This is a genomic window from Massilia sp. CFBP9026 (assembly GCF_034045165.1).
Lineage (GTDB): Bacteria > Pseudomonadota > Gammaproteobacteria > Burkholderiales > Burkholderiaceae_D > Telluria > Telluria arenae.
This window is the reverse complement of the sequence record NZ_JAXCWH010000006.1, coordinates 93,177-115,403: the sequence shown is the minus strand read 5'-3', so window position 1 is coordinate 115,403 and position 22,227 is coordinate 93,177. Positions and strand designations below refer to the sequence as shown.

Here is a 22,227-nt window from a genome sequence, read left to right as displayed (position 1 = left end):
AGTGCGAAAAATACCATTCTGCCGAAAGCGCCCCATTTAGGCAACCTTGCCGATCCGGTTACAATGGGCCTTTGCCAGCAGACCGGATTTCAGCCAACGCCATGAAGCTCCATTCCGACAACACCCAACAATACCAGACCGTCACCGGCTACGACGCTTCGGGCGTGGAAATCAATGCCGAACACTTCAACTACAGCCTGACCGTGCTCCCCGAGATCGCGCCGAGGCCATGGAACGTGACCCGTTTCGACGAACTCACCACCGCCCATTTCGAAGAGATCGCGAAGGACGCGCCGGACGTCGTCATCCTCGGCACCGGCGAGCGCCAGCGCTTCGTGCATCCGCGCCTGGTGGCCAGCCTGTCGGCGATGCACATCGGCGTCGAAAGCATGGATAACGCGGCCGCCTGCCGCACCTATAACGTGCTGATGGGCGAAGGCCGCAAGGTGACGCTGGCGCTGATCCTCGATGCCGGCGCCTGAATCCACGGGCCCTGGACAGGCAGAAACGTTTCATAAACCAGGTAAATAGTGCGATTCTGTCCAGCCGGACACTAGCGGCAGGTGGCATGGCCGGATTATCATGCCAGTGCCGCTCCCCGCCATCATGCGCCGGGAGGTTAATATCGCAGCGCAACGCGCTGTCACTGCCCAGGAGAAGCCCGTGGCCGAGAGCCCAGCAACCATCGCCCCATTTTCCGCCCCGATGACCGGTGGCCAGACCTTCGAGCTGCTTGGCCGTCCGGCCAGGTACACCGTGCTGTACTTCTACCCCAAGGACAATACGCCCGGCTGCACCACCGAGAGCATCGCCTTTCGCGAAGCCTGGCCCGAATTCCAGGCGCTGGGCGCCGAGATCTATGGCCTGAGCCGCGATTCGCTGCGCTCGCACGAGAACTTCAAGGCCAAGCTGGGCCTGCCCTTCGAACTGATCTCCGATCCAGACGAAGCCGTCTGCACGCAATTCAATGTCATGAAGATGAAAAATATGTATGGCAAACAGGTTCGTGGAGTCGAGCGCAGTACGTTTGTCATTGACGCTCAAGGCCGATTGGTGAAAGAATGGCGTGGCGTGAAAGTCAACGATCACGTCACCGAAGTGCTGGAATTTTTGAAGAGCCAGCCCTGAATTACGGATGGCTCCAGTTTGTTCAACCTGCTGGATCGCTATCCTTTATTTTGAGTCAACGCGTAATACATCCACATTCTTCCAATCTGGTTTCCCGCCGGGCCGGAGCATTTCCGGGCTCGGCCTTACTGCAGAGGTTTTTCCCTGCAGTCCACGCGGCGGTTCACCCGCCACTCCCGTTAGTAGCATCGACTCCGTGCGGCAGCGCGCCACGTGGCCAGCGCGCGCACGGCCATCCAGACTTTTTTTAGATTGAGAACCTGATGCCACTGCCAAAGATGCCTACCCAGCCAGCGACCATGCTGCTGGCAAAAGATTACCCCAAGGCCGAACCCGGCAAATCGCCGGTACGTCCCATTTCGGCCCAGGCCAATGACGACGTCGAGGACCTGATCAGCGGCCAGGCCGTGCCGACGCCGAAATCGCGCGCACGCCGCAAGGCGCAAGACACCCTCGCCGCGGCGCAAGCGCCCGCGGTTGCCAAACCCGTCGCAGCCGTACCCGCCGTCGCCGAACAGGCTCCCCAGCCAGCCCGCAAGGCCGCACCGGCACAAGCCAAGCTGCGCGAGACCGACGCCGATCAACCGCATCCGGCCCAGCACAAGCCGGTCGAAGTCACCATCAAGTCGTCCACCAGCCGCAAGGCCGACCGCTCCGGCACCACCAAGGTGTTCGTGCTCGACACCAATGTGCTGATGCACGATCCGACCTCGCTGTTCCGCTTCGAAGAGCACGACGTCTACCTGCCGATGATGACGCTCGAGGAGCTGGACAACCACAAGAAGGGCATGTCCGAAGTCGCACGCAATGCGCGCCAGGTCTCGCGCACGCTCGACGCCCTGATCGCCAACGTCGACGACGACGCCATCGAGTCCGGCATTCCGCTGTCCAAGCTGGGCAACAAGGATGCCAAGGGCCGCCTCTTGTTCCAGACCCGGCTGACCAGCGCCGCCCTGCCCGAAGGCCTGCCTTCCGGCAAGGCCGACAACCAGATCCTGGGTGTCGTGCGCGCGCTGGAGCAGCAGATGGCGGGCCGCGCCATCGTGCTGGTGTCGAAAGACATCAATATGCGCATCAAGGCGCGCGCCATCGGCCTGCCGGCCGAGGATTACTTCAACGACCACGTGCTGGAAGACACCGACCTGCTGTACTCGGGCATCGTCCAGCTGCCGGACGATTTCTGGGACAAGCACGGCAAGGACGTCGAATCCTGGCAAGAGAACAAGAACGGCAGTTCGGCGACCTATTACCGCGTCACCGGCCCGCTGATCCCGAGCCTGCTGGTGAACCAGTTCCTGTTCCTCGAGCCGAAGGATGGCCAGTCGCCGCTGTACGCGCAAGTCAAGTCGATCAACGGCAAGACCGCGGTGCTGCAGACCCTGCGCGACTACAGCCACAACAAGAACAACGTCTGGGGCATCACCGCGCGCAACCGCGAGCAGAACTTCGCCCTCAACCTGCTCATGAATCCCGAGGTCGACTTCGTCACCCTGCTGGGCCAGGCCGGCACGGGTAAAACCCTGCTGGCGCTGGCGGCCGGCCTGGCGCAAGTGCTGGAAACCAAGCTCTACAACGAGATCATCGTCACCCGCGTGACGGTGCCGGTGGGCGAGGACATCGGCTTCCTGCCGGGCACCGAAGAAGAGAAGATGTCGCCATGGATGGGCGCCTTCGACGACAACCTCGAGGTGCTCATGAAGTCGGACGGCGACGCCGGCGACTGGGGCCGCGCCGCCACGCAAGACCTGATCCGCTCGCGCATCAAGATCAAGTCGCTCAACTTCATGCGTGGCCGTACCTTCGTCAACAAGTTCCTGATCATCGACGAGGCGCAGAACCTGACGCCGAAGCAGATGAAGACCCTGGTGACGCGCGCCGGTCCCGGCACCAAGATCCTGTGCCTGGGTAATATCGCGCAGATCGACACGCCTTACCTCACCGAGGGTTCGAGCGGCCTGACCTATGTGGTCGACCGCTTCAAGGGCTGGAGCCACGGCGGCCACGTGACCCTGGCGCGCGGCGAACGCTCGCGCCTGGCCGACCACGCGAGCGACGTGCTGTAACGCCACAGGCCGCCCGTAAGAGGCGGCAGTGCCACCGAACGCCCGCCCTCACCGGCGGGCGTTTTTTTTGCCTGAGCCGCAAACAGCGCTACCATAGGGTGGGCGGCTACGCCGTCCACGCGTCCAAACATATCCCGCCCAAAGGAGACCCCATGCCCCATATGCTGCTCATCAACGAGCCGGTCGGCCAGCGCGCCACCCGCAGCGAAGCCGAAGGACGCGCCACTTACGAGCGCATGCTGCGCTGGGGCGAAGACTTGAAGGAACGCGGTCTGTTGCTGGCGGCCGAATCGCTGGCCTCCCTTGATACCGCAGTGCGGGTGACCGTCCCGACCGGCAAGGTGCGCATCGTCGACGGCCCGTTCGCCGAAGCCAAGGAAATGGTGGGCGGATTCTTCATGGTCAATGTCGATTCGCGCGACGAAGCGATCGCCCTGGCGGCCGAGTGTCCGGCCGCAGAATGGGCCACGGTCGAGGTACGCGCGCTGGCGCCCTGCTTCATGCGCTAGCAAATATTTTTCATGATTGTTCGTCGGGATTGTCGAAACCGGTGAGCGCCGTTCGTCGTGGACCATGAAAGGCCTGCCACCACCGGCCGCTCACCACCCAAGGAGAACATCATGCGTTTCATGATCATCGTCAAGGCCAGCGCCGCGACCGAAGCGGGAGCGATGCCGCAGGAGTCGCTGCTCGCTGAAATGAACGACTACCACCAGGAGCTGGCGCGCGCCGGCGTCCTCCTCGACGGCAATGGGCTCAAGCCCACCAGCCAGGGCTGGCGCATCCGCTACGAAGGCGGCGAGCGGCGCGTGATCGATGGCCCCTTCACCGAGACCAAGGAGCTGATCGCCGGCTACACCCTGATCCAGGTCCGCTCGCGCGAGGAAGCGCTCGAATGGACGCGCCGCTTCCCCAATCCCCAGGGTCCGGGCCTGGAAGCCGAGATCGAGGTGCGCCAACTGTTCGAGCTGGACGACTTCGCCCCCACCGAGACCATCGAACGCATGCGGGCGCAATGACGGGCAAGGTCGAGGACACCATCGCTGCGCTGTGGCGGATCGAATCCGGCCGCATCAATGGCAGCGTCGCGCGCATCGTGCGCGACGTCGGGCTGGCCGAGGAGCTGGCCCAGGACGCCCTGGTTGCGGCGCTGGAACGCTGGCCACAGGACGGCATCCCCGACCGCGCCGGCGCCTGGCTGCTCACGACGGCGCGCAACGCCGCTTTCGACCTGCTGCGGCGCGACCGCAGCCTGCGCCAGAAACTGGAACAGATCGGCCTCGACCTCGAGGCCCAGGAGGCCCTGACGGTGCCGGATTTCGTGGACGAACTCGACGCCAGGCGCAACGACGTGCTCAAGGACGACCTGCTGCGCCTGATGTTCACCGCCTGCCACCCGGTGCTATCTCTCGACGCGCGCCTGGCGCTGACACTGAAGCTGCTCGGCGGCCTGGCGACCGGCGAGATCGCGCGCGCCTTCCTGGTGCCCGAGAGCACGATGGCCCAGCGCATCGTGCGCGCCAAGCGCACCCTGGGCGAGGCCAAGGTGCCGTTCGAACTGCCGCCGCCAGCCGAGCTGGGCGAGCGCCTGGGGGCAGTGCTTGAGGCGGTCTACCTGATCTTCAACGAGGGCTATACCGGCACGGCGGGCGCCGACTGGATGCGCCCGGCCCTGGTCGACGAGGCGCTGCGCCTGGGCCGCATCCTGGCCGAGCTGGCGCCGAACGAGCCCGAGGTGCATGGCCTGGTGGCGCTGATGGAGCTGCAGGCTTCGCGCATGGCGGCGCGCCTGGACGCGGCAAAGCGGCCGGTGCTGCTGCTCGACCAGGACCGCGCGCGCTGGGACGGCGTGCTGGTCCGGCGCGGCCTGGCCGCCCTCGAGCGCGCGGCGCGCATCGCCATGCCACGCGGATCCTACGTGCTGCAGGCCGAGATCGCCGCCTGCCACGCGCGCGCCCACCGCGCGGAGCTCACCGACTGGCGCCGCATCGCCGACCTGTACGGCGAACTGGCCGCGGTCCAGCCCTCTCCCGTCGTCGAACTCAACCGTGCGGTGGCGGTGGGCATGGCCGACGGCCCCGCGGCCGGCCTGGCGCTGGTCGACCGACTGCGCGCGGACGGCCGGCTGGACGGCTATCACTGGCTGCCGAGCGTGCGCGGTGACCTGCTGTTCAAGCTCGGCCGCCGGCCGGAGGCGCGCGCCGAGTTCGAGCGCGCGGCCGCGCTCACCGCCAACGCCGCCGAGCGCGAACTGCTGCTGGCGCGAATGCGCGACGCAGCGGATGCATGAGCCTGCGCAAATACTTTGCGTTAATTGATGACTATGCCGGAGGGATACATACCGCTATGATCGAGGGTGTATAGAATAATAAGCAAACGATCGTGACGGGAGGCCTGCAATGAAATTCCGGTTCTGGGGAGTACGAGGATCGATCCCGTCGCCGGGACCGCGCACCGCGCGCTACGGCGGCAATACCACCTGCATCGAGGTGCGCACCGACGCCGGCGCCCTCCTGATCCTGGACGGCGGCACCGGACTGTTCCCGCTGGCCCAGCACCTGGTCCAGCAGGGACCGGTGGCGGCCAATATCTTCATCACCCACAGCCACTGGGACCACATCCACGGCCTGCCCTTCTTCGCGCCGCTGTTCATCAAGGGCAACCGGGTGCGCCTGCACGGCGCCCACGACGAAATCACGGGCAACGGCATCGAGCACGTGATGAACGTGCAGCTGCAGAACAGTTATTTCCCGGTCGGCGAGGCCGAGATGAGCGCCACCCTCGACTACCGCACGCTCGACATCGAAACGCCGATCGCGGTGGAAGACGCCGTGGTATCGAACGTTGCGATGAACCATCCGGTGCTCAATCTCGGCTACCGCATCGACTGCAACGGCAAGTCGCTGTTCTTCACCGGCGACCACGAACCCTGGCCCAACCCGCACCCGGCCGGAAGCGGCGAGCACGCCGCCTGCGAGGAACACCTGCGCGAGCGCGAACGCCGCATGGACGCCGTCATGCGCGGCGTGGACGCCCTGGTCGTCGACTGCTCGTATACGCGCGAGGAATACCCGTCCAAGCGGGGCTGGGGCCATGGCACTTTCGACGGCGCGTTCGACATGGCGCTGCGCGTGGGCGCGCGCACGCTCTACTGCACCCACCACGAACCGACACGCGGGGACGACGAACTGGAAGCGGTATTTGCCGAGGTGATGGCGCGCCATGCCGGACGTCTGAACGGCCTGCGGGTCTTCCTGGCCTACGAAGGCCTCGAGGTCGACCTCGGCTAGCACGGCGCGCGATGCGCGACACCTGCCAGAATCGAGAGGAACCACTCTTTCCGCCGGCGGTAGAATGGACCCTGGCCGTCAATACACACAGACGGCCCGTCCCTCCCTGTCCACGAAAGAGCATCGAATGAAGATCATCCTGATTGTCCCGGTGGCGGCCCTGCTGCTCGCCGGCTGCGCGTCCACCACTTCGCACGGCGATGCCACCGCCAGCGCGCAGGAAGAGCGCTACGTCCCGCTCGGCACCTACCTGCCACGCAAGCGGGCGCAGACCGCCAACAACGCCAGCACCGTCGACAAGACCGACCTCGAGAACATGAAGAATGCCGGTAATGGCACCGGCGTCAACGAAGGCCTGCTGCGCTGAACCGGCGCCCGTTGCACAGCGCCCAAAAAAAACGGAGCCGCGCGGCTCCGTTTTCCTGTGCTCCAAAGGCGTTGTTACATGATGTGGGTACCGACCCACCACGCCACCGCGGCGATGAACGCCGACGCCGGAATGGTGAAGATCCACGCCCACACGATGTTGCCGGCCACGCCCCAGCGCACGGCCGAAGCCTTTTGCGCGGCGCCCACGCCGACGATGGCGCCGGTGATGGTGTGGGTGGTCGACACCGGGATGCCGAACGCGCTCGACATCAGGAGGGTCATGGCGCCGCCGGTCTCGGCGCAGAAGCCGCCCACCGGTTTGAGCTTGGTGATCTTCTGGCCCATGGTCTTGACGATGCGCCAGCCGCCGAACAGCGTGCCGAAGGCGATCGCGGCGTAGCACGAGATGATGACCCAGGCCGGTGGATGCGCGTCGTTGGCGCTGACGTAGCCCGCCGCGATCAGCAGCATCCAGATGATGCCCATGGTTTTCTGCGCATCGTTGCCGCCGTGGCCCAGCGAATAGGCCGCGGCCGAGACCAGCTGCAACTTACGGAACAGGCCGTCGACCTTGCGCGGCGTCGCCTTGACGAACACCCAGGCCACGATCAGCATGATGATCGACCCCAGCGCGAAGCCCAGCAGCGGCGCCACCACGATGAAGGCCACGGTCTTGAGCAGGCCGCCGGAGATCAGCGAACCGGTACCGGCTTTCGCGACCGCCGCGCCGACCAGGCCGCCGATCAGGGCGTGCGAGGACGAGGACGGGATGCCGTAGTACCAGGTGATCAGGTTCCAGGAAATCGCTCCGACCAGGGCGCCGAAGATGACGTAGTGGTCGACGATGTGGGGGTCGATGGTTCCCTTGCCGATGGTTTGCGCCACCTTCATGTTGACCACGAAGATCGCGATGAAGTTGAAGAAGGCGGCCATCGCCACGGCGTGCTGCGGCTTCAGGACGCCGGTCGACACGACGGTGGCGATCGAGTTCGCCGAGTCGTGGAAGCCGTTCATGAAGTCGAAGATCAGCGCCAGGACGACCAGCATGCCCAGCACGTAAATGCTGATATGTAGAGTTTCCATAATCGTTACCGGTTCGAAGGCGCTTACGCGTTCTCGACGATGATGCCTTCGATGATGTTGGCCACGTCTTCGCAGCGGTCGGTAACGGTTTCCAGGATCTCGTAGATCGCTTTCATCTTGATCAGGTTGCGCACGTCCGGTTCGTCGCGGAACAGCTTGGACATGGCGGCGCGCATCACGTGGTCGGCGTCCGATTCGAAGCGGTCGATCTCTTCGCAGATGGCGACGATCTTTGGCGCATTGTCCATATCGTGCAGCATCGAGACGGCTTCCTGCACCTTCAGGCAGCACGACAGGCACAGCTCGGCCAGGCGCTTCGCTTCCGGCGTGACCGCATGCAGGTCATACAGCGACACGGTCTGCGCCGCGTCTTCCATCATGTCCAGGATGTCGTCCATGCGGGTGATCAGCTTGTGGATGTCGTCGCGGTCGAGCGGGGTGATGAAGGTCTTGTGCAGCAGGTCGACCGTGGCGTAGGTGATCTTGTCGGCCTGCTTCTCGATGGTTTCGACCGCGTGGGTGCGGGTTTCCAGGTCATCGAAGTTGGTCATCAGGCCAACCATCTCGTGCGCACCCTTCACGCACAAGGCCGCGTGTTGGTTGAACAGTTCAAAGAAATTGCCCTCTTTGGGCAGGAAACGTCCAAACATTATTTTTCTCCGTGGAGTTCTCTCTGGGTCATGCCGCCATCGTGGACAGATGGCGGCACTGAATATCGGTTTAGTCGCCCTGATAAACGGCGAGGTTACCGCTGTAGTTGCCAAACTTGGTGTATTGGCCAATCCAGGTGAGGCGAATCGCCCCAATCGGACCGTTACGCTGCTTGCCGATAATGATCTCGGCGGTGCCCTTGTCGGGCGAATCCGGGTTATAGACTTCGTCGCGGTACAGGAAGATGATCACGTCCGCATCCTGTTCGATAGCGCCGGATTCGCGCAAGTCGGACATCACGGGACGTTTGTTGGGGCGTTGTTCCAGCGAGCGGTTCAGCTGCGACAGCGCGATCACGGGACACTGCAGTTCTTTCGCCAGGCCTTTCAGCGAGCGCGAGATCTCGGAAATCTCGGAGGCGCGGTTGTCGCCCGGCTTCGAACCCTGCATCAGCTGCAGGTAGTCGACGATGATGAGCCCGAGCTTGCCGCACTGGCGCGCCAGGCGTCGTGCCCGTGCGCGCATCTCGATCGGGTTCAGTGCGGGTGTTTCGTCGATGTACAGCTGGGCATCGTTCATCTTCTGGATGGCGTGCGTCAGGCGCGGCCAGTCCTCGTCGTTCAGGCGGCCGGTACGCAGGCGGTGCTGGTCGAGCTGGCCGACCGAGCCGAGCATACGCATGGCCAGCTGGGTGCCGCCCATCTCCATCGAGAACACGGCGACCGGCAGGCCGGCCTCGATCGCGACGTTCTCGCCGATATTCACCGAGAACGCGGTCTTGCCCATCGACGGACGGCCGGCGACGATGACCAGGTCGCCCGGCTGCAGGCCTGATGTCATGCGGTCGAGGTCGATGAAGCCGGTCGGCACGCCGGTGATTTCGCCCTGGTTCTCGCGCGAGTAGAGTTCGTCGATGCGCTCGACCACCTGGGTCAGCAGCGGCTGTACCGCCAGCCAGCCCTGGGCGCCGCGGGCGCCCTGCTCGGCGATGGCGAAGATCTGCGATTCCGCCTCGTCGAGCATCTGCTTGACTTCCTTGCCCTGCGGATTGAAGGCATTGCCGGAAATCTCGTCGGCGACGGTGATCAGCTGGCGCAGGATGCCGCGGTCGCGCACGATCTCGGCGTAGCGGCGGATATTGGCGGCCGACGGCGTGTTCTGCGCCATCGCGTTCAGGTATTGCAGGCCACCCACCTCCTCGGCCTTGCCGAGCTGGTTGCAGGCTTCATAGACCGTGATCACGTCGGCCGGCTTGCCGGCATTGATCAGGCGGACCATCTGTTCGAAGATGATGCGGTGATCGTAACGGTAGAAGTCTTCCGCATGCATGAAGTCGGCGATGCGGTCCCAGGCGGCATTATCGCGCAGCAGGCCGCCAATGACGGACTGCTCTGCTTCGATGGAATGCGGGGGGATGCGCAGCGCTTCGATCTGCGGGTCTGAGGGTGCTGCGTTCATGGGCGGCATTATACCTTCTCCTGTCACACGGCTGTCATAATTGGTGAGTTTCAAAAGCAAAAAAGCCGGGAGAACCCGGCTTTTTTGTGTACAGCTTTTACTTCAGTTCAGCATTCGCTTAGGCAGCTTCGCCCACGACAGCGATGGTGATTTCCGACACGACGTCGGTGTGCAGGGCGACTGCAACCGGGAATTCGCCGGTGGTCTTCAGCGGGCCAGTCGGCAGGCGAACGGCAGCTTTTTCGACCGGGAAGCCTTGCTTGGTCAGCGCTTCAGCGATGTCGGCATTGGTGACCGAACCGAACAGACGTCCGTCGACGCCGGCCTTCTGGCCGATGGTGACGGTCAGGCCGCTCAGCTTGTCGCCTTGGGCTTGGGCGGCTGCCAGTTTCTCGGCGGCTGCTTTTTCCAGTTCGGCGCGCTTGGCTTCGAACTCGGCGACGGCGCCGGCGGTAGCGCGGCGGGCCATCTTTTGTGGGATCAGGAAGTTACGTGCGTAACCGTCCTTGACTTTGACGACGTCGCCCAGGTTGCCGACGTTGATGACTTTTTCCAACAGAATGATTTGCATGTTTTATCTCCAGGATAGCTGACGTAACCGATTAACCGTGGTGCAGGTCGGTGTACGGCAGCAGCGCCAGGTAGCGGGCGCGCTTGATGGCGGTGTCGACCTGGCGCTGGTAGTGCGCCTTGGTGCCGGTCAGACGTGCTGGCATGATCTTGCCGTTTTCCTGGACGAAGTCCTTCAGGGTGTCGACGTCTTTGTAGTCAACCTGTTCAACGCCAGCGGCGGTGAAGCGGCAGAACTTCTTGCGCTTGAACAGCGGGTTCTGCTGTTTGCGCTTGAGTTTTTCTTTAGCTTTGTTTTTGTCGAACTTTTTACCGAATGCCATTTGAGGCTCCTGTATATCTAAATTGCCGGTTAAGCGGCACTGAAATCAATGATGTGAAACACCAGGGCTTTGCTGTTGCGATTTTTTCGAGCAAGGAATCCATCGAAGCGGTAGCTGGCGCCCAGCTCGGCGCTGCCGAACCTGCCCGAAATCTCGCCCGCGGCGAACGCGGGGACTTCGAACTCGACCAGGCGATCGACCCCTGCCTCTCGCTGATGCGAACTGTGCATCAGGACGGCTGAAACGATCGGCACGCCGGCCGGGGTGTAGCGCAGTACGTCACGCTCGGCGATGGTCGCCACGAGCTGGAGCTGGTTCACCCGGTTCTTCTACTACTTGCTTGTTACGAATTCCTGGAAAAAATCTTAGGCAGCGGCAGCGGCAGCGGCTGGAGCAGCTGCTGCTGGAGCAGCGGCTTCTGCACGGTGGCTCTTGGCTGCGTCTTCGCGCTGCACCGATTTCATCATCGGCGACGGTGCGGTTTCTGCTTTCTTCATCTTGACGGTCAGATGACGCAGAACGGCATCATTGAACTTGAATGCGGTTTCCAGCTCGACCAGGGTCTCGTTGTCGCATTCGATGTTCAGACAGATGTAGTGAGCTTTTGGCAGCTTCTGGATCTGGTAAGCCATCTGGCGGCGGCCCCAGTCTTCCACGCGATGGATGTTACCGCCGCGGCTGGTCACCGTGGTCTTGTAACGCTCGATCATCGCCGGGACTTGCTCGCTCTGGTCCGGATGGACGATAAAAACGATTTCATAATGACGCATGCATTACTCCTTGAGGACGTTTTACATAAATGCCCACCTCGGCGTCAAGACGAGTGTGGGAAGGGAAAGCCCGCCAGTATAACCGGTGCCCGGAGCTTGCGCAACTACCAGCTCTGCACTGCCGGCGCGGGGACCGGCAGGCCTATGATGGATGAACTCGCCCAGCCAGGCTGCGGCGGCCAAGTTGTCTCCTGAAATGCAGCGCAACCCAAGGATGTCATCGATGAAACGTCAACTCACTGCCCTTGCCCTCGTCGCCGGCCTCGCCGTCGCCACCGTCGCGATCGCGAAACCGCAATACGGCTACATCATCACGTACTACTCCGACGCCAGCTACACCACCGTGGTCGGCGATGGCGAATTCACCTGCGCCGGCAAATGGAAACTGTATAACGGCGTCAAGACCGACTTCTATCTCGAGTCCAACGAAACCGAGTGCTGATGCACTGACCATCGTCACCCTCCGGTCGCCGCCCGGCGACCGGGCTCCGGCCGGGCTTGCCGAATCGACGCAAATGCCTGAGCTTTAACGAATATTTCCTGTTTTTTTATCGATTTCCCTTGCGCAGAGTAGAATACTGTACAAAAATACAGTTTACCTCTACAACCCGTTGCTGCAAGATATTTATGCTCAAGCTCACTGCAAGGCAAGAACAGATCCTTAACCTGATCAAGGAAGCGATCGAGAACACGGGTTTTCCTCCAACCCGGGCCGAAATCGCGGCCGAACTGGGCTTCCGCTCGGCGAATGCGGCCGAAGAACACCTGCAAGCCCTGGCGCGCAAGGGCGCGATCGAGATTTCGCCGGGCACCTCGCGCGGCATCCGCCTGGTCGGCGCCAGCGTCGAGCAGATCCCGATGCCGCCGCCCTCCCTGATGTCGCTGCCGCTGGTCGGCCGCGTCGCCGCCGGCAATCCCATCCTGGCGCAGGAACACGTCGAAGCGACCTATAACGTCGACACCGCGATGTTCGCGGCGCGGCCCGACTTTTTGCTCAAGGTAAAAGGCTGGTCGATGCGCGACGCCGGCATCATGGATGGCGACTTTTTGGCGGTCAAGAAAATCGACAGCGCCAAGAACGGCCAGATCGTGGTCGCCCGCCTGGGCGAGGAAGTCACCGTCAAGCGCTACCGCAAGACGGGCGACCTGGTCGAGCTGCTGCCCGAGAACCCGGACTTCAAGGTCATCGAAGTCACGCCCGACGAAGAGTTCGCGCTCGAGGGGTTGGCGGTGGGGCTGATGCGCAGCTGGAACTGATATAGCCGTCGATCCGTCGTTCCCGCGAAGGCGGGAACCCCAGTTTGCATGAGTCGCCGCCACAATAAGCGATCGTGGCAGCGCTGAGGGCTTGGGTTCCCGCCTTCGCGGGAACGACGTTTACAGGCAGTCTTTACTGCTTGGCCTTGTTGACCACCGAATTGTGCTGGTCCACGAATGCCTCGGTCGCGCTGCGCCAGGCGGCGAAATCGGCCAATACCATCTTCGAATTGACCTTCGCTCCCTCGGCGATGTTCTGGCGCACCTGCTCCAGGTAGGCGGTCGAGGCTTCGGTTTCCTGCTTGTTCATCAGCTTGGCGATGTCGGCCGGGATGCGCTTGGTCAGCGGCGATTGTTCGTTGAGATTGGTCACCATCTTGTTATAGCAATCCTGCCAGCCGGTCACGGCCTTGTTAACGCGCTCGATCTCGTCGTTCACCTTCGACACCGCCGGGATGCGCGGCGACGGGCAGCGGTACTCGCCCGACTGCAGGTCGGCGCCATCGTAGCCCTTGATCCAGTAATCGATCTCGGCGCGGCGTTCGCCACGCTGCTGCATGATCACGAGCGAGTCGGCGGCGACCTTGTTGCCCTTGGCGGCCGACTTTTCAAACCATTCCTTCGCCTTGGCTTCGTCGACCGCGCCGGCCTCGCCATACCAGTACATCTGGCCCAGTTGCTGCTGGGCCTGCGGATTGCCAGCGTTGGCCAGCTTGGTGTACAGCTTGAGCGCGCCCGCATAGTCTTTTTTCTCGAACAGGGCATTGGCGTCCTCGAGTTCGCCGGCGAAGGCGGCGCCACTGAACGCGACGGATACCGCGAGGGACAGGCAGGACAGGAATCGTTTCATGGGCATACCGTAAGGCTGAGCTGGTAAAAGTCCATGATAGCCGTGTTTTACGGCTGGGCTCAACCGCAAAAATGACAGGGCCGGCATTTGCCGGCCCTGTGATGACAGTTTTACCCCGCTTTACGCATCCAGCGCCTGGCGGAAGTCGCCCACCAGGTCATCGGTGTCCTCGATGCCCACCGACACCCGGATCAAGCCTTCCGCGATGCCCATGCTGGCGCGCCGCTCGGGGCCCATCTCGAAGAAGATCGTGTGCGCCACCGGAATCACGAGCGTCCGGTTGTCGCCCAGGTTCGAGGCCGGGATCGCGAGCTTCAGGCGATTCAGGTAGTCGAACGGGTCGATGTCATCTTTCAGCTCGAAGCTCAGCAGCGAACCGCCGGAGCGGAACAGCCCCTCGACGATCGCGTGCTGCGGGTGCGAGGCCAGGCCCGGATAATGGACGGCAGCGACGCGTTCGTCGGCTTCCAGCATCGTCGCCAGCGCCAGCGCATTGGCGCAGGTGCGCTCCATGCGCAGGGCCAGCGTCTCGGCGCCGACCGCGATGTGGTGCGCCGCTTCCGGCCCCAGCGCGGCGCCGAAGTCGCGCAGCGCCTTGGCCCGCAGCTGGGCCATGCCTTGCGCGGCGGGCGGCTGCTTTCTGAAGTTCTGGGCGATGTTCGGATACGCGGCCCAGTCGAACAGGCCGGTATCGGTCAGCGCACCGCCCAGTGCGATGCCGTGGCCGCCGATCGACTTGGTCAGCGAATTGACCACCAGCCCGGCATGCACGTCTTTCGGACGGAACAGCCAGGGCGTGGTCATCGTATTGTCGACCACGTACAGGATGCCGCGCGCACGGCACAGTTCGCCGATGCGGGCCAGGTCCGCCACTTGCGTGCGCGGATTGGCGATGGTCTCGACGAATACCAGGCGGGTGTTCGGCTGCAAGGCCGCTTCGACCTGGGCCACGTCGGTGGCGTCGACGAAAGCGACGTCGACGCCCTGCCCCGCCACCGTCTGCCACAGGCTGTTGGTGTTCCCGAACAGGAAGCTCGACGACACGATGTGGTCGCCGGTCTTGAGCAGCGCCTGGAACAGCGCGCCGATCGCCGCCATGCCGGTGCCAAAGCACAGGGTGGCGACGCCGTCTTCCATCTTGCTGATCTTGTCTTCCAGGGCCGACACCGTCGGGTTGCCCTGGCGGCCGTAGCGGAAGCCCGGCTCCTTGCCCTGGAACACCGACGCCAGCTGGCGCGCATCGGCATAGCCAAAGGCGACCGAGGTGTGCACCGGCTTGTGCAGCGAACCCTGCTCGATCGTCTTGCGGCGATCGTTGTGCAGGATGGTGGTGGTGAAGCCGTAGCGCTTGTTATCCGACATGGTTTTTCCCGGCCTTACTCGGCGGCCACCGGCGGGTTCAGGTTGAGCTGGGTACGCACCTTGTCCTCGTTGCCGTCCTTGCTCGACGGGGCGTGGCGTGCCGATTCCTGGCGATCCAGGTATTCCGGGGTCACGTCGCCGGTGACGTAGATGCCGTCGAAGCACGAAGCCTCGAAGTTCTTGATCTCAGGATTGACGTCCGAGATCGCGCGCTTGAGTGCGTCGACGTCCTGGTACACCACGCGGTCGGCCGTGATCTCGCGGCACACTTCTTCGGTCGTGCGGCCGTGGGCGATCAGTTCGTCGCGGGTCGGCATGTCGATGCCGTACACGTTCGGGTACAGCACCGGTGGCGCCGCCGAAGCGAAGAACACCTTGCGGGCGCCGGCTTCGCGCGCCATCTGCACGATTTCGCGGCTGGTGGTGCCGCGCACGATCGAATCGTCGACCAGCAGCACGTTCTTGTCCTTGAACTCGGAGCTGATCGCGTTCAGTTTCTGGCGCACCGATTTCTTGCGCATGCCCTGGCCCGGCATGATGAAAGTGCGGCCGATATAGCGGTTCTTGATGAAGCCTTCGCGGTACTCGACGCCCAGTTTCAAGGCCAGCTGGATCGCGGCCGGACGCGAGGAATCGGGGATCGGCATCACCACATCGATCTCGTCGACCGGGATTTCGCGGCTGACCTTGTCGGCCAGGTATTCACCCATGCGCAGGCGCGTGGCGTACACCGAGGCGCCGTCGATCACGGAGTCGGGACGGGCCAGGTAGACGAATTCGAAGGCGCACGGATTGAGCGATGGATTCTCGGCGCACTGGCGCTCGTGCAGCTGGTTGTTTTCGTCGATGAAGACCGCCTCGCCCGGCGCGATGTCGCGCACGAAACGGAAGCCCAGGCCTTCCAGGGCGACCGATTCGCTGGCCACCAGGTATTCATTGCCCTGCTCGGTCTCGTTGATGCCCAGGCACAGCGGGCGGATGCCGAACGGGTCGCGAAAGGCCAGCAGGCCGTGGCCGGCGATCTGCGCCACCACGGCGTAGGCGCCGCGCACGCGGCGGTGCACGGCGGCGACCGCCTTGAACACGGCATCGGCGTCGAGCGAGTAGCCGTCGGCCGCTTCCTGGATTTCGTGCGCCAGCACGTTGAGCAGCACTTCGGAGTCGGAATCGGTATTGATGTGGCGGCGGTCGTTGCGGAACAGCTCGTCCTTCAGCACGGCCTGGTTGGTCAGGTTACCGTTGTGGGCCAGCGTGATGCCGAACGGTGCGTTGACGTAGAACGGCTGCGCCTCTTCTTCGCTCGACGAACCGGCGGTCGGGTAGCGGCAGTGGCCGATACCGGTATTGCCCTGCAGCGAACGCATATTACGGGTGCGGAACACGTCCCGGACCAGGCCGTTGGCCTTGAACATCGAGAACATGCTGCTGTGATTGGTCGCGATACCCGCCGCGTCCTGGCCGCGGTGCTGCAGCAGCAGCAATGCGTCATACAGCAACTGGTTGACGGGAGAGTGAGAGACGACGCCGACGATGCCACACATGGTGTGCTCCTAAAAGCTTGAGTGCTTGATTACAGAAAAAGTTCTACGACTGAGGAATGCTGGTCAAAAATTCACGTGCTGCGCCATGGCAGCGGGCAGGAAGGGCTTGACGGTACGGGCGCCGGTCTCGGCGATCGGCGACAACAGCGCCTGTTGCCAGAACGCCTGCTTCGGGATGTCCGTCATCCCACACAATATGACGCCGGCCAGCACGATTACAATGCCGCGCGCCAATCCAAACAAACCGCCAAGGCCGCGGTCCGCCAGCGAGAGACCGGTGGCTTCCACCAGGGCTCCGATCGCCAGCGACAGCAGGCCCATCAGGATACGCACGCCCAGGAACAGCGCGATGAAGGCCACGATCAGGCGCGCCGTGTCGCCGGGAATCACTTCCGGCAGCAGGGGCGCGAGCCCGGCGCCGTAGGCATTGGCCACCACGAAGGCGACGATCCAGCCCACCAGCGACAGGATTTCCTTGACCAGGCCGCGCAAGGTGCTGATGACGACCGAGGCGATCAGCACGAACAGCACCAGGTAATCGAAAATCGTCACGCTTCAGGACAAGGTCAGAGCGGCACCATGGTGCCGGACAGGCCGATGCCGCCCAGCTTGGCACGCGTTTTCTCGGCTTCTTCCTTGCTGAACGGACCGATCCGCACACGGATCAGTTCGCCCGACTTCTGGGTGAACGAGGCGATGCCGGCGCCGCGCAGGCGTTCCTGCAATTCTGTGACCTTTTCCTGGCTGCCCAGGGCGGCGACCTGCACCACGAAGCGCGGCGCCGGGCCTTGCGCCTTCTGTGGCTCGGCCGGCTTGCCTTCCAGGATGGCCATGGCGCGCGCGGCATCGTCCTTCGGCGCGGGCTTGGCGACCTGCTCGGCCTTCGGATGCGTCTCGACCGGCTTTTTCGCGGGCTCGGGTTTCTTCTCGGGCGTCGGTTCCCGTTTGGGTTCCGGCTTCGGTTCGGGCTTGATTGGCTCGGGCTTCGGCTTGACCGGTTCGGGCTTCGGTTCCGGTTTTGGCGGCGCAGCCGGTTCCAGCATGCGCATCGGTGGCGGATCGCCGGCTGCGGGGGCTGTCACGGGGGCGCCGGCTGCCGCAGTCGCGCCGGCCGGTAGCGCCGGGGCCGGCTCGACGATCTCTTCGTCGCTGTCGACGCTGGCCGAGGGCGCCACCTGCTCGGACGGCACGGGCAGCGGGGCTGCCTTGTCCTTGTCCGGGATGTGGATGGCGATGTCGGTGGCGAGCGGCTTGGGTTCGGAATCGAGCAGCATCGGCAGCGCGACGACAGCCGCCAGCACCAGCGCGATGGCGCCGACCAGGCGGCGGCGGGCGCGCTTCTTCTCCGGCAGGATCGGGTCGCCGCGGCTGCTGCGGCGGCCCGCCTCGCCGGCGGAGCTTGCGCGCTTGGAACGGGCGCGCTCGGTATAAGCGGAATCGTCGTCCTTGACGAAGTGCCCACTGTCCTGGACAGTTTCTTGCTTGTTTTTACTGCCGAACGAGAACAAGCCCATGTGGTTCAGGTAATAGCGTGAAGAAGGTCAGTGAAGACTCGATTTACGGGCCGCCATGACGCCTGCAACCGTGTAGAAAGAGCCAAAGACCACAATTCTATCATTCTCCCCTGCCCGGCTCAGCGCATTCGCATAGGCCTCGGCTGGCGATGCGAAATTATTCACAGAAAAATCGTCGTCCTTGGCGCCGGCTGGCCGCAGTTCGCGCAGCTTGTCGGCCAGCGCTTCCGGCTCTGCCGAGCGCGGCGAATCGAGCCTGGTGACGCACCAGTGGTCGATCACACCGGCCATCGGCGCGATGACGGCGTCGATGTCCTTGTCTTCCATGATACCGAACACGGCATACGTAAAGCGGTGGAAGCCCATATTGCCTAGGTTCTGAGCCAGGGTGGCGGAGGCATGGGGATTGTGGGCCACGTCGAGCACCTGGGTCGGACGGCCCGGCAGCACCTGGAAACGGCCCGGCAGTTCGACCATGGCCAGGCCGGCGCGGGTTTCCTGGGCGCCGCACGGCAGCTGCATGCGCAGCACCTCGAGCGCGGCCAGCGCGGCCGAGGCGTTGAGCAGCTGGTTGGCGCCGCGCAGGGCCGGATAGGCCAGCGAGTTGCGGCGCTGGCTGCGGCCGCCATAGCTCCACTGCTGCTGGTCGCCCTGGTAGTTGAAGTCGCGGCCGAGCAGCCACAGGTCGGCGCCGATCTGTTCGGCGTAATCGATCAGCGATTGCGGCGGCACCGGGTCGCTGCAGATCGCCGGTTTGCCCGGACGGAAGATGCCCGCCTTCTCGAAGCCGATTTTTTCCCGCGTATCGCCCAGGTAGGACGTATGGTCGATGTCGATGCTGGTGACGATGGAGACGTCGGCGTCGATGACGTTGACCGCGTCCAGGCGGCCGCCCAGGCCGACTTCGAGGATGGCGACGTCGACGCCGCTCTTCGAGATCAGGTGGGCGATGGCCAGGGTGGTGAATTCGAAATACGTCAGGTCGGTGCCTTCGCGGGCGGCTTCGACCGCGTTGAAGGCGCCCACGAGCGCTTCATCGGACGCCATGTCGCCATTGATGCGGGCGCGCTCGTTGAAGTCGAGGAAGTGCGGCTTGATGTAGAGGCCGACGCGGTAGCCGGACTGCAGCAGCACCGATTCGAGCATCGCGCAGGTGGAACCCTTGCCATTGGTGCCGGCGACCATGATCACCGGGCACTCGAAGGCGAGCCCCAAGCGTTCCTTGACGGCGCGCACGCGGTCCAGGCCCATGTCGATATGGGTTTCGGCATGGCGCGACTCGAGCAGGGCCAGCCAATCGGGCAAGGTAGTGGGAAGTGGGGACATGGTGGATACGATCGATGTGCTCGGCTACCCTGGACGGGCGCACAAGCTGAAAGGGCGACCGAAGTCGCCCTTGTGTCTATCAGGCCAGGACTTCGGTCGCCTGGTTTTGCAGCAGGGCCAGCAGGCGCGCGATTTCTTCGCGCATCTTGCGGCGGTCGACGATCATGTCGACGGCGCCCTTGGTGACCAGGAACTCGGCGCGCTGGAAACCTTCTGGCAATTTCTCACGCACAGTGTTCTCGATCACGCGCGGGCCGGCGAAGCCGATCAGGGCCTTCGGTTCGGCGATGACGACGTCGCCCATGAAGGCGAACGAGGCCGAGACGCCGCCCATGGTCGGGTCGGTCAGCACGCTAATGAACGGCAGCTTCTTCTCGGACAGCTTGGTCAGCATGGCGGTAGTCTTGGCCATCTGCATCAGCGACAGCAGACCTTCCTGCATGCGGGCGCCGCCGGTGGCGGTGATGCAAATGAACGGCACCTTCTGCTCGAGCGCCACTTGCGCGCCGCGCACGAAGCGCTCACCAACGACGGACCCCATTGAGCCGCCCATGAATTCGAATTCGAAAGCGGCGACGACCACCGGCAGGCTCATGATCGAACCGCCCTGCACGATCAGCGCATCGGTTTCGCCGGTGGCGTCCATGGCCGACTTCAGGCGATCCGGATACTTCTTGCTGTCCTTGAACTTCAGCGTATCGACCGGCAGGGTCTCCTGGCCGATATCGTAGCGGCCACCTTCATCGAGCAGCGCGTCGAGGCGATCACGGGCGCGGATGCGCATATGGTGGCTGCACTTCGGGCACACGTGCAGATTGGACTCGATGTCCGCACGGTACAGCACCGACTCGCACGACGGGCACTTGACCCAGAGGCCTTCCGGCATGGTCTTGCGGTTAGCGGCATCGGAGCGCTGGATCCGAGGGGGCAGCAACTTTTCCAACCAACTCATATTCTCTCCTTTGCGGCAAATCTTTCAGGTGGCGTAGTGTAGCCGCTCAGGCCCGGCTTGTCGAATCGTAGCAAGCTGCCAATTGCCTGTTTGACATCCCCACCCTCCCACCCGCAAAGTAGGGTCAGAGTCGAATTGTTTGACAACTTTCGGAGTTGCCCAATAAATCAACTCTGACCCTCGTCTTTCTTTTTCTAATATAAATTCCTTTCACTCATATTAGGGACAGAGTCACGTCCTTCAAAACGTCAATCAATAGCCCAACAATTAGGGTCAGAGTCGAATTATTGGGCTATTACGCCAGGTATATATTTGAACGGCTAAATGAGTTGGATTTTCCGTCGCCTAGGACGCGACCTCGGCTGCCGTGTATTCGAATCCGCCGATACGTTGCGCGACAAGGTTATAGATCCAAAAACATAGCACGCCGCCAACATAACTGACGAAGGCATACAGGAAGGGGAACAGGATGACTGCGCCAAGGCTGGCCGGGGTCTGCCCCAGCAGTGGCGCCAGGAGCATGAACAGCAGAATGAGCGGAAGCGAGAATACGAAATACAGCGCGGCGATCATCTTGGCGCACTGCGACACGTCGACTTGCTTGATACGGATTTTCATCGAGAACCTCCTGGGACGAGACTGGAGGTCCAATTTACTTTAAGAAACTCGATAACGAATAGCTTCAGGGCAATAGAAAGATTGCGATAAAGCAACAATTTGTCGAGTGGGTGCTTTTCGAGACTCAGCCCAGCGAAGAGTTATCAAACAATTCGACTCTGACCCTAATTGTTGGGTAATGTCTGCTGTGAAAGCTCAGAGAGGGTCAGTGTCGAATTGAATGACAATATTGAGCCAAGAAATTGCTCAATAATTCGACTCTGACCCTAATTAGTGAGTTAGTGTGTGTCGAGGGCGGTGCGGATGCTTGAGGTGAAGGTGCGGACGGCTTGGACGGCCTCGCTGGCCGGGTGCGCTTCGATTTCCTGGATGATGCGGCTGCCGATCACGACTGCGTCCGCTACTTGCGCCACGGCCCTGGCGGTCGCGCCGTCGCGGATGCCGAAGCCGACGCCGATCGGCAGCTTCACGTGTTCGCGGATCGCGCTCACGCGGCGCGCCACGTCGTCGGTGTCGATTGCGCCGGAGCCCGTTACGCCCTTCAGCGAGACGTAGTAGCTGAAGCCGCCGCCATGCTGGGCTACCTGCTTTACCCGTTCGGTGGTCGAGGTCGGGGCCAGCAGGAAGATCAGGTCGAGGCCGTTGTCGCGCATGGCGCTGGCAAAATCCTGGCATTCTTCCGGCGGATAGTCGACGACGATCGCGCCATCGGCGCCCGCTTCTTTTGCGCAGCGGATGAATTCGGACTGGCCGATGCGCTCGATCGGGTTGGCGTAACCCATCAGGACGACGGGGGTAGTGGCATTGGTCTGACGGAATTCGCGTACGAAGGCGAAGACGTCCTTCAGCCCGATATTGAACTTGAGCGCGCGCTCGCAGGCGCGCTGGATCACCGGGCCCTCGGCCATCGGGTCCGAGAACGGCACGCCCAGTTCCAGGACGTCGGCGCCGCCCGCCACCAGGGCGTGCATCAGCGGGACGGTCAGTTCGGGGCCGGGGTCGCCGGCAGTGATGAAGGTCACCAGGGCGGTCTTGTTCTGCGCCTTGAGCGCGGTAAAAGTAGGTTCGATGCGGGACATGCGGTTCTTCCTTTTTAAAAGTC

26 protein-coding genes are annotated in these 22,227 nt (G+C 63.1%); 10 read left to right on the top strand and 16 right to left on the bottom strand.

From position 1 onward, the window contains the following. Positions 1-101: 101 nt before the first annotated feature. From SOM28_RS15960 to SOM28_RS15925, 8 genes are all read left to right on the top strand, one after another. On the top strand, positions 102-482 hold the full coding sequence (locus SOM28_RS15960) for an Mth938-like domain-containing protein (protein ID WP_123070721.1): 381 nt from the start codon (positions 102-104) through the stop codon (positions 480-482). 181 nt (positions 483-663) lie between these two features. After that, positions 664-1,128 (top strand): peroxiredoxin, encoded by a 465-nt coding sequence (locus SOM28_RS15955; protein WP_267874114.1) that lies wholly within the window; start codon positions 664-666, stop codon positions 1,126-1,128. A gap of 263 nt (positions 1,129-1,391) precedes the next feature. Next, positions 1,392-3,191: a PhoH family protein gene (locus SOM28_RS15950; RefSeq protein WP_320468697.1), complete on the top strand. Its 1,800-nt coding sequence runs from the start codon at positions 1,392-1,394 to the stop codon at positions 3,189-3,191. A 152-nt stretch (positions 3,192-3,343) separates the two neighbouring features. Further along, positions 3,344-3,700 carry a YciI family protein gene (locus SOM28_RS15945; RefSeq protein WP_320468696.1) on the top strand — a complete coding sequence of 119 codons (357 nt, stop codon included), beginning with the start codon at positions 3,344-3,346 and terminating at the stop codon, positions 3,698-3,700. 111 nt (positions 3,701-3,811) lie between these two features. Continuing rightward, complete coding sequence (locus tag SOM28_RS15940; RefSeq protein WP_320468695.1) at positions 3,812-4,210, top strand: YciI family protein; 399 nt, start codon at positions 3,812-3,814, stop codon at positions 4,208-4,210. Further along, on the top strand, positions 4,207-5,481 hold the full coding sequence (locus SOM28_RS15935; protein ID WP_320468694.1) for an RNA polymerase sigma factor: 1,275 nt from the start codon (positions 4,207-4,209) through the stop codon (positions 5,479-5,481). The genes SOM28_RS15940 and SOM28_RS15935 overlap by 4 nt, the downstream gene beginning before the upstream one ends. Positions 5,482-5,590: 109 nt before the next feature. After that, complete coding sequence (locus tag SOM28_RS15930; protein ID WP_320468693.1) at positions 5,591-6,481, top strand: MBL fold metallo-hydrolase; 891 nt, start codon at positions 5,591-5,593, stop codon at positions 6,479-6,481. Positions 6,482-6,608: 127 nt separating this feature from the next. Next, a complete protein-coding gene (locus SOM28_RS15925; protein WP_123070732.1) occupies positions 6,609-6,848 on the top strand; it encodes a hypothetical protein in 240 nt (79 codons plus the stop codon). Positions 6,849-6,922: 74 nt separating this feature from the next. On the opposite strand, the gene SOM28_RS15920 is transcribed toward SOM28_RS15925, so the two are convergent. From SOM28_RS15920 to rpsF, 7 genes are all read right to left on the bottom strand, one after another. Further along, a complete protein-coding gene (locus SOM28_RS15920) occupies positions 6,923-7,933 on the bottom strand; it encodes an inorganic phosphate transporter (protein ID WP_123070733.1) in 1,011 nt (336 codons plus the stop codon). Between the two features lie 23 nt (positions 7,934-7,956). Continuing rightward, positions 7,957-8,583, bottom strand: coding sequence for a DUF47 domain-containing protein (locus tag SOM28_RS15915; RefSeq protein WP_005666076.1), 627 nt, complete (start codon positions 8,581-8,583; stop codon positions 7,957-7,959). 70 nt (positions 8,584-8,653) lie between these two features. Further along, positions 8,654-10,051, bottom strand: coding sequence for a replicative DNA helicase (locus SOM28_RS15910; protein ID WP_370663549.1), 1,398 nt, complete (start codon positions 10,049-10,051; stop codon positions 8,654-8,656). Positions 10,052-10,160: 109 nt separating this feature from the next. Beyond that, positions 10,161-10,613 carry a 50S ribosomal protein L9 gene (gene rplI, locus SOM28_RS15905; RefSeq protein WP_109346893.1) on the bottom strand — a complete coding sequence of 151 codons (453 nt, stop codon included), beginning with the start codon at positions 10,611-10,613 and terminating at the stop codon, positions 10,161-10,163. A gap of 31 nt (positions 10,614-10,644) precedes the next feature. Beyond that, positions 10,645-10,935, bottom strand: a complete 291-nt coding sequence (rpsR, locus tag SOM28_RS15900) for a 30S ribosomal protein S18 (protein WP_005666071.1) — start codon at positions 10,933-10,935, stop codon at positions 10,645-10,647. Between the two features lie 29 nt (positions 10,936-10,964). Continuing rightward, positions 10,965-11,255, bottom strand: coding sequence for a primosomal replication protein N (gene priB, locus SOM28_RS15895; protein WP_123070734.1), 291 nt, complete (start codon positions 11,253-11,255; stop codon positions 10,965-10,967). Positions 11,256-11,300: 45 nt separating this feature from the next. Beyond that, entirely contained in the window at positions 11,301-11,705 is a 405-nt protein-coding gene (gene rpsF / locus SOM28_RS15890) for a 30S ribosomal protein S6 (RefSeq protein ID WP_320468692.1), read from the bottom strand. Positions 11,706-11,928: 223 nt separating this feature from the next. Between rpsF and SOM28_RS15885 the strand changes: the two genes are divergently transcribed. Further along, positions 11,929-12,147 carry a hypothetical protein gene (locus tag SOM28_RS15885; protein WP_123070736.1) on the top strand — a complete coding sequence of 73 codons (219 nt, stop codon included), beginning with the start codon at positions 11,929-11,931 and terminating at the stop codon, positions 12,145-12,147. A 185-nt stretch (positions 12,148-12,332) separates the two neighbouring features. After that, positions 12,333-12,962 (top strand): transcriptional repressor LexA, encoded by a 630-nt coding sequence (gene lexA / locus SOM28_RS15880; RefSeq protein ID WP_005666067.1) that lies wholly within the window; start codon positions 12,333-12,335, stop codon positions 12,960-12,962. Positions 12,963-13,095: 133 nt separating this feature from the next. On the opposite strand, the gene SOM28_RS15875 is transcribed toward lexA, so the two are convergent. The 9 genes from SOM28_RS15875 to trpA all read right to left on the bottom strand — a co-directional run bounded on the left by SOM28_RS15875 (position 13,096) and on the right by trpA (position 22,204). After that, entirely contained in the window at positions 13,096-13,812 is a 717-nt protein-coding gene (locus SOM28_RS15875; protein WP_123070737.1) for a tetratricopeptide repeat protein, read from the bottom strand. A 120-nt stretch (positions 13,813-13,932) separates the two neighbouring features. Next, entirely contained in the window at positions 13,933-15,174 is a 1,242-nt protein-coding gene (locus SOM28_RS15870; protein ID WP_123070738.1) for a cystathionine gamma-synthase family protein, read from the bottom strand. Positions 15,175-15,188: 14 nt separating this feature from the next. Next, positions 15,189-16,715: an amidophosphoribosyltransferase gene (purF, locus tag SOM28_RS15865; RefSeq protein ID WP_123070739.1), complete on the bottom strand. Its 1,527-nt coding sequence runs from the start codon at positions 16,713-16,715 to the stop codon at positions 15,189-15,191. Between the two features lie 63 nt (positions 16,716-16,778). Then, the gene (locus SOM28_RS15860; protein ID WP_147937134.1) at positions 16,779-17,267 is read right to left on the bottom strand and encodes a CvpA family protein; all 489 of its coding nucleotides are present in this window, start codon (positions 17,265-17,267) and stop codon (positions 16,779-16,781) included. A 14-nt stretch (positions 17,268-17,281) separates the two neighbouring features. Further along, positions 17,282-18,229 (bottom strand): SPOR domain-containing protein, encoded by a 948-nt coding sequence (locus SOM28_RS15855; protein ID WP_320468691.1) that lies wholly within the window; start codon positions 18,227-18,229, stop codon positions 17,282-17,284. Positions 18,230-18,256: 27 nt separating this feature from the next. After that, positions 18,257-19,555: a bifunctional tetrahydrofolate synthase/dihydrofolate synthase gene (gene folC / locus SOM28_RS15850; protein WP_320468690.1), complete on the bottom strand. Its 1,299-nt coding sequence runs from the start codon at positions 19,553-19,555 to the stop codon at positions 18,257-18,259. A gap of 79 nt (positions 19,556-19,634) precedes the next feature. Beyond that, complete coding sequence (gene accD / locus SOM28_RS15845; protein ID WP_320468689.1) at positions 19,635-20,507, bottom strand: acetyl-CoA carboxylase, carboxyltransferase subunit beta; 873 nt, start codon at positions 20,505-20,507, stop codon at positions 19,635-19,637. A 345-nt stretch (positions 20,508-20,852) separates the two neighbouring features. Further along, positions 20,853-21,125 carry a hypothetical protein gene (locus SOM28_RS15840; RefSeq protein ID WP_320468688.1) on the bottom strand — a complete coding sequence of 91 codons (273 nt, stop codon included), beginning with the start codon at positions 21,123-21,125 and terminating at the stop codon, positions 20,853-20,855. Positions 21,126-21,403: 278 nt separating this feature from the next. Continuing rightward, positions 21,404-22,204, bottom strand: coding sequence for a tryptophan synthase subunit alpha (gene trpA, locus SOM28_RS15835; RefSeq protein WP_320468687.1), 801 nt, complete (start codon positions 22,202-22,204; stop codon positions 21,404-21,406). Positions 22,205-22,227: the final 23 nt, after the last annotated feature.

Excerpts from the sequence above, each read along its gene's own strand:
- SOM28_RS15960 (WP_123070721.1), top strand. The coding sequence starts at position 102 with ATGAAGCTCCATTCCGACAACACCCAACAATACCAGACCGTCACCGGC.
- SOM28_RS15950 (WP_320468697.1), top strand. The coding sequence starts at position 1,392 with ATGCCACTGCCAAAGATGCCTACCCAGCCAGCGACCATGCTGCTGGCA.
- SOM28_RS15945 (WP_320468696.1), top strand. The coding sequence starts at position 3,344 with ATGCCCCATATGCTGCTCATCAACGAGCCGGTCGGCCAGCGCGCCACC.
- SOM28_RS15940 (WP_320468695.1), top strand. The coding sequence starts at position 3,812 with ATGCGTTTCATGATCATCGTCAAGGCCAGCGCCGCGACCGAAGCGGGA.
- SOM28_RS15935 (WP_320468694.1), top strand. The coding sequence starts at position 4,207 with ATGACGGGCAAGGTCGAGGACACCATCGCTGCGCTGTGGCGGATCGAA.
- SOM28_RS15930 (WP_320468693.1), top strand. The coding sequence starts at position 5,591 with ATGAAATTCCGGTTCTGGGGAGTACGAGGATCGATCCCGTCGCCGGGA.
- SOM28_RS15925 (WP_123070732.1), top strand. The coding sequence starts at position 6,609 with ATGAAGATCATCCTGATTGTCCCGGTGGCGGCCCTGCTGCTCGCCGGC.
- SOM28_RS15920 (WP_123070733.1), bottom strand. The coding sequence starts at position 7,933 with ATGGAAACTCTACATATCAGCATTTACGTGCTGGGCATGCTGGTCGTC.
- SOM28_RS15915 (WP_005666076.1), bottom strand. The coding sequence starts at position 8,583 with ATGTTTGGACGTTTCCTGCCCAAAGAGGGCAATTTCTTTGAACTGTTC.
- SOM28_RS15910 (WP_370663549.1), bottom strand. The coding sequence starts at position 10,051 with ATGCCGCCCATGAACGCAGCACCCTCAGACCCGCAGATCGAAGCGCTG.
- rplI (WP_109346893.1), bottom strand. The coding sequence starts at position 10,613 with ATGCAAATCATTCTGTTGGAAAAAGTCATCAACGTCGGCAACCTGGGC.
- rpsR (WP_005666071.1), bottom strand. The coding sequence starts at position 10,935 with ATGGCATTCGGTAAAAAGTTCGACAAAAACAAAGCTAAAGAAAAACTC.
- rpsF (WP_320468692.1), bottom strand. The coding sequence starts at position 11,705 with ATGCGTCATTATGAAATCGTTTTTATCGTCCATCCGGACCAGAGCGAG.
- SOM28_RS15885 (WP_123070736.1), top strand. The coding sequence starts at position 11,929 with ATGAAACGTCAACTCACTGCCCTTGCCCTCGTCGCCGGCCTCGCCGTC.
- lexA (WP_005666067.1), top strand. The coding sequence starts at position 12,333 with ATGCTCAAGCTCACTGCAAGGCAAGAACAGATCCTTAACCTGATCAAG.
- SOM28_RS15875 (WP_123070737.1), bottom strand. The coding sequence starts at position 13,812 with ATGAAACGATTCCTGTCCTGCCTGTCCCTCGCGGTATCCGTCGCGTTC.
- SOM28_RS15870 (WP_123070738.1), bottom strand. The coding sequence starts at position 15,174 with ATGTCGGATAACAAGCGCTACGGCTTCACCACCACCATCCTGCACAAC.
- purF (WP_123070739.1), bottom strand. The coding sequence starts at position 16,715 with ATGTGTGGCATCGTCGGCGTCGTCTCTCACTCTCCCGTCAACCAGTTG.
- SOM28_RS15855 (WP_320468691.1), bottom strand. The coding sequence starts at position 18,229 with ATGGGCTTGTTCTCGTTCGGCAGTAAAAACAAGCAAGAAACTGTCCAG.
- folC (WP_320468690.1), bottom strand. The coding sequence starts at position 19,555 with ATGTCCCCACTTCCCACTACCTTGCCCGATTGGCTGGCCCTGCTCGAG.
- accD (WP_320468689.1), bottom strand. The coding sequence starts at position 20,507 with ATGAGTTGGTTGGAAAAGTTGCTGCCCCCTCGGATCCAGCGCTCCGAT.
- SOM28_RS15840 (WP_320468688.1), bottom strand. The coding sequence starts at position 21,125 with ATGAAAATCCGTATCAAGCAAGTCGACGTGTCGCAGTGCGCCAAGATG.
- trpA (WP_320468687.1), bottom strand. The coding sequence starts at position 22,204 with ATGTCCCGCATCGAACCTACTTTTACCGCGCTCAAGGCGCAGAACAAG.